This window comes from Mesorhizobium sp. M7A.F.Ca.CA.003.01.2.1, assembly GCF_003998945.1.
Lineage (GTDB): Bacteria > Pseudomonadota > Alphaproteobacteria > Rhizobiales > Rhizobiaceae > Mesorhizobium > Mesorhizobium ciceri.
This window is the reverse complement of record NZ_RZRA01000243.1, coordinates 2029-6387: the sequence shown is the minus strand read 5'-3', so window position 1 is coordinate 6387 and position 4359 is coordinate 2029. Positions and strand designations below refer to the sequence as shown.

Below are 4359 nucleotides of genomic sequence, written 5' to 3'. Positions count from 1 at the left end.
GCTCCGGCCTACAGGCGAGATCGTCACAGTGCATCGCAGAATGTGCCATCAATCACAGGGGAACTGAGCATGAAATCGCAAAAGGCAACCATAGCTACGGCCTTCGCCGCGTCGCTGTTGGCGTCGTCGGCTCTTGTCGGACCGGCACTCGCCGACGGCGTCGTCACCATCTATTCCGCCGACGGCCTGCATGACGGCAATGGCAGCTGGTTCGAGACCGAATTCGCCGCCTTCACCAAGGCCACCGGCATCACCGTGCAGTATATCGAGGCAGGTTCCGGCGGCGTCGTCGAGCGTGTCGCCAAGGAAAAGTCGAATCCGCAGGCCGACGTGCTGGTGACCTTGCCGCCCTTCGTGCAGCGGGCCGCGGCTGACGGCCTGCTGCAGGACTACAAGCCGGAAGCCGCCGACCAGATCGATGGCGGCACAGACAAGTACCGGCCGCTGGTCAACAACTATATGAACTTCATCTACAACAGTGCCGTCCTGCCGGAAGCGCCAAAGGCCTACAACGACCTGCTCGACCCGAAGTTCAAGGGCAAGATCCAGTATTCTACCCCCGGCCAGGCCGGTGACGGCACCGCCGTCATGCTGCAGATCATCCACGCCTTCGGCAGCGAGGATGCCGGCTTCGAGTTCATGAAGAAGCTGCAGGACAACAATGTCGGCCCCTCCGCTTCGACCGGCAAGCTGACCGCGCTGGTCAACAAGGGTGAGCTGCATGTTGCCAATGGCGATCTGCAGATGAACATGTCGCAGATGGCCGACAATCCCAATATCAAGGTGTTCTGGCCGGCTGGACCTGACGGTGTGCGCTCCACCTTCGCGCTGCCCTATGAAATCGGCCTGGTCACCGGCGCACCCAACGCAGACAACGGCAAGAAACTGATCGACTTCCTGCTCTCCAAGGAAGCCCAGTCGAGCATCAGTTCCGTTGCGCTCGGCATGCCGGCTCGCAAGGACGTCAAGCCGGATGACGCCAACTTCGCCAAGGCGCAGGAGGCGATGAAAGGCGTGACCATCTGGTCGCCGAACTGGGACGACGCGCTGAGCAAGCTACCCGATTATGTCAAGCGCTGGAACGAAGCGACCGGAAGTTGATCCGCAAGGGAAACCCGGAGGACCACGCCATGTCGGCCGCAGCGTTTACTGGTACCAGTGTCATGGACATCGACGCCGCGAAGGTTCGCGGCGCCGGCTCCAATGTCCATTTCGACAAGGTCAGCGTTGCCTATGGCGCGCATGTCGTCCTGCATCCGCTGACCCTGGATATCGCACCTGGCGAGATCCTGGCGATGATCGGCCCATCCGGCTCCGGCAAGACGACGGCCTTGCGCGCCGTGGCCGGCTTCGTGCGACCCGCCAGCGGGCGGATCCGCATCGGCGCCACCGATGTGACCGATCTGCCGCCCTACGAGCGCGGCCTTGGCATGGTGGTGCAGAACTACGCGCTGTTTCCGCATATGCGGGTCGAGGACAACGTTGCCTTCGGCCTCAGAGCACAGGGCGCCGACAAGGCGCTGATCGGTGAGCGGATCAAGGATGCGCTGGGCACTGTCGGCATGTCGGCCTATGCCCGGCGCTATCCGCGCGAGCTTTCGGGCGGCCAGCAGCAGCGCGTGGCGATTGCGCGTGCCTTGGCCGTGCGGCCGCGCGTGCTCCTGCTCGACGAGCCGCTCTCGGCGCTCGACGCCCAGATCCGCCGCAACATGGTCGAGGAGATTGCCCGGCTGCACCGCAGCCTGCCCGGCCTCACGATCCTCTATGTCACCCACGACCAGACCGAGGCACTGACGCTTGCCGACAAGATCGCCATCATGCGCGACGGCAGGGTCTGTTCGCATGGACCGACGACCGAACTCTACCGCCGCCCGCCAAACCGTTTTACGGCCGAGTTCCTCGGCCGCGCCAATCTTCTTCCGGTAACGGTTGCCGAGGCCGTCGGGTCGAAGGGATTTGCCACGGCAAGGCATGGTGACGCGCTGCTGACCGGCGCCGGCCGCAACGAGAAGGCCGGCGACAAGAGCCTGCTCTGTATCAGGCCGCAGCATCTCAGCCTGACCGCCGACAGCGACCATACCAACCGCATCGTGGGCACGCTCCAGGAAGTGCACTGGCAGGGCGAACTGACCCATCTCGTGCTCGACGTCGACGGCACGCCGGTGCGTGTCTCGGCGACCAGGCTGCCGATCGCCTTGCCCGAACCCGGCGCCAAGGTGCCGCTGTTCTTCGCGCCCGCCGACACCTCGCTTCTCCCGGAAGACGCCGGTGTCTGAGGCGGTCGCCATCCCTGCGCCGGCGATGAAGCTCTCGTCGGGTAAATTGTGGATAGTGCCACCGGCGGCCCTGCTGGCGCTGCTGTTCTTCTATCCGTTGGCACTGATTGCCCGCCAGGCCTTCCTCGACGACAGTGGCGTCGCCAATGTCGCCGAAGTCATCCGCGTGCTGCATTCGCGCTTCTTCCTCAACGCGCTGATCAACACGGTGTCGATCTCGGTCGCGGCGACGGCCGGATGTCTGGTCGTCGGCCTCGTGCTGGCGCTGATTCTGGCCTTCGTGCCGTTCCCCGGCAGCGGCTTCATCGCCCGGCTGATCGATACCTTCATCGCGCTGCCGACATTCCTGGTGACGCTTGCCTTCACCTTCCTCTATGGCTCCGCCGGCATGCTCAATGCCGGGCTGATGGAGACCTTTTCGCTGCCGCTGCCGCCCGTCGATTTCCTCTATTCCGCGTGGGGTGTGATCCTGGCCGAGGTCACTGTCTACACACCCTTCATCCTGCGGCCGCTGCTCGCCGCCTTTTCGCTGGTCGACCGTGGCCAGATCGAAGCGGCGAGCGTGCTCGGCGCGCGGCCGTTTCGCATCGTTCGCCAGGTGATCCTGCCGGCGGCAATCCCGGCACTCATCGCCGGCGGCAGCCTCTGCCTGTTGTTGACTGTCAACGAATTCGGCATCGTGCTGTTCATCGGCGCCAAGGGCGTCATCACCCTGCCGCTGCTGATCTATGGCAAGGCGATCCAGGAATCGGCCTATCAGGTCGCCTGTATCATCGCCGTCGTCAACATCGCGCTGTCGCTCGGCCTGTTTGGCCTCTACCGTTTCGCCGCCGGCCGGTTGGGAGCCTAGCCCATGCTGGTCTGGTCACGCTCCGGTCGTCTTGTCCTGTGGGTGCTCTTCGCACTGATCTTCGGCGTGCTGTTCCTGGCGCCGCTCGCGGTCATCCTCCTGTCCAGCCTCGCCGACCAGTGGAACGGCGTGCTGCCCAACGGCCTGACGACGGAGCACTACACCGATGTCATTTCCGGTGCCGCCGGCAGAGCGGTCAAGGCCAGCCTGGTCACCGGCTTCCTGGCCAGCGCGCTGGCGCTGGTCAGCGGCACCTGGGCGGCCCTGTCGCTGCGCCTCCAGGGCCATGCCTTGCGGCGGCTGCTCGGCCTTTTGTTCTTCATCCCAAGCGCGGTCCCTTCGGTGTCTGTCGGCCTTGGCCTGCTGGTTGCCTTCAGCCATCCGCCGCTGCTGCTCAACGGCACGATCGCGATCGTCATGATCGCGCATTTCGTGCTGATCTCGGCTTTCACCTTCGGCAATGTCTCGGCTGGACTGGCGCGGCTTTCGCCCGACTTCGAGCAGGTGGCATCGAGCCTCGGCGCTCGCCCGGCCTACCGGCTTTGGCACGTCACACTGCCCTTGCTCGCACCCTATCTGGTTGCCGCCTTCGGTCTCAGTTTCGCGCTGTCGATGGGGGAACTCGGCGCCACCGTCATGGTCTACCCGCCGGGTTGGGTGACGCTGCCGGTCTCGATCTTCAGCCTTACCGATCGCGGCGACATCTTTGCCGGTGCGGCACTGACAATGATCCTGGTCGTGGCGACGCTGGTTCTCTTGCTCGGGCTGGAGCGCATTACCAAGCGCGCTACCGGCTCGTAGGACTTTCCCGAGTCTCAGCCCTGCGCCGGCCTGCGTTCGACGATGTAGATGTGGTCTGCCGCCAGCACCACGTCGCCGCGCTGGTTGATCACCTCGCACCGCTCGATCACCCGTCCTGAACCCGGCCGCTTGGGATCGTCTTCCTTGACCGCGATGGTGGTGCGCGTGCGGATTGTGTCGCCGATGAACACCGGCTTGATGAAGCGCAGCCGGTCGTAGCCGTAGGAAAAGGCGACAGGGTTAACGACGCTCGCGGTCAGCCCGATGCCGACGGAGAACACCAGCGTGCCATGCGCGATGCGCTGGCCGAATGGCGTCGTCTTCATGTACTCGGCGTCCATGTGGTGCGGAAAGAAATCGCCGGTGTGGCCGGCATGGACGATGAAGTCGGTCTCGGTGATGGTGCGGCCGCTTGTTAGGCGCGACGCGCCA

General features: G+C 64.6%; 5 protein-coding genes. 4 read left to right on the top strand and 1 reads right to left on the bottom strand.

Going from position 1 to position 4359, the window contains the following annotated elements; translation table 11 throughout:
• Nucleotides 1–69: 69 nt before the first annotated feature.
• Genes EN969_RS12485 through EN969_RS12470 form a run of 4 tightly spaced genes read left to right on the top strand, consistent with a single transcriptional unit; the run spans nt 70 to nt 3927 of the window.
• On the top strand, nt 70–1101 hold the full coding sequence (locus tag EN969_RS12485) for a 2-aminoethylphosphonate ABC transporter substrate-binding protein (RefSeq protein ID WP_063167536.1): 1032 nt from the start codon (nt 70–72) through the stop codon (nt 1099–1101).
• Between the two features lie 29 nt (nt 1102–1130).
• Nucleotides 1131–2276, top strand: a complete 1146-nt coding sequence (locus tag EN969_RS12480) for an ATP-binding cassette domain-containing protein (RefSeq protein ID WP_024502486.1) — start codon at nt 1131–1133, stop codon at nt 2274–2276.
• A complete protein-coding gene (locus tag EN969_RS12475; protein ID WP_063167537.1) occupies nt 2269–3126 on the top strand; it encodes a 2-aminoethylphosphonate ABC transporter permease subunit in 858 nt (285 codons plus the stop codon). Before EN969_RS12480 ends, EN969_RS12475 begins: the two co-directional genes overlap by 8 nt.
• A 3-nt stretch (nt 3127–3129) precedes the next feature.
• Nucleotides 3130–3927 carry an ABC transporter permease subunit gene (locus tag EN969_RS12470; protein ID WP_013533032.1) on the top strand — a complete coding sequence of 266 codons (798 nt, stop codon included), beginning with the start codon at nt 3130–3132 and terminating at the stop codon, nt 3925–3927.
• A 14-nt stretch (nt 3928–3941) separates the two neighbouring features.
• Here the strand turns inward: EN969_RS12470 and EN969_RS12465 are convergent.
• Nucleotides 3942–4359, bottom strand: a 418-nt coding sequence (locus EN969_RS12465) for a MaoC/PaaZ C-terminal domain-containing protein (protein ID WP_127419152.1), incomplete at its 5' end; no start/stop codon positions are given.

Coding starts and splice junctions, on each gene's coding strand:
- EN969_RS12470 (WP_013533032.1), top strand. CDS start 3,130: ATGCTGGTCTGGTCACGCTCCGGTCGTCTTGTCCTGTGGGTGCTCTTC.
- EN969_RS12485 (WP_063167536.1), top strand. CDS start 70: ATGAAATCGCAAAAGGCAACCATAGCTACGGCCTTCGCCGCGTCGCTG.
- EN969_RS12480 (WP_024502486.1), top strand. CDS start 1,131: ATGTCGGCCGCAGCGTTTACTGGTACCAGTGTCATGGACATCGACGCC.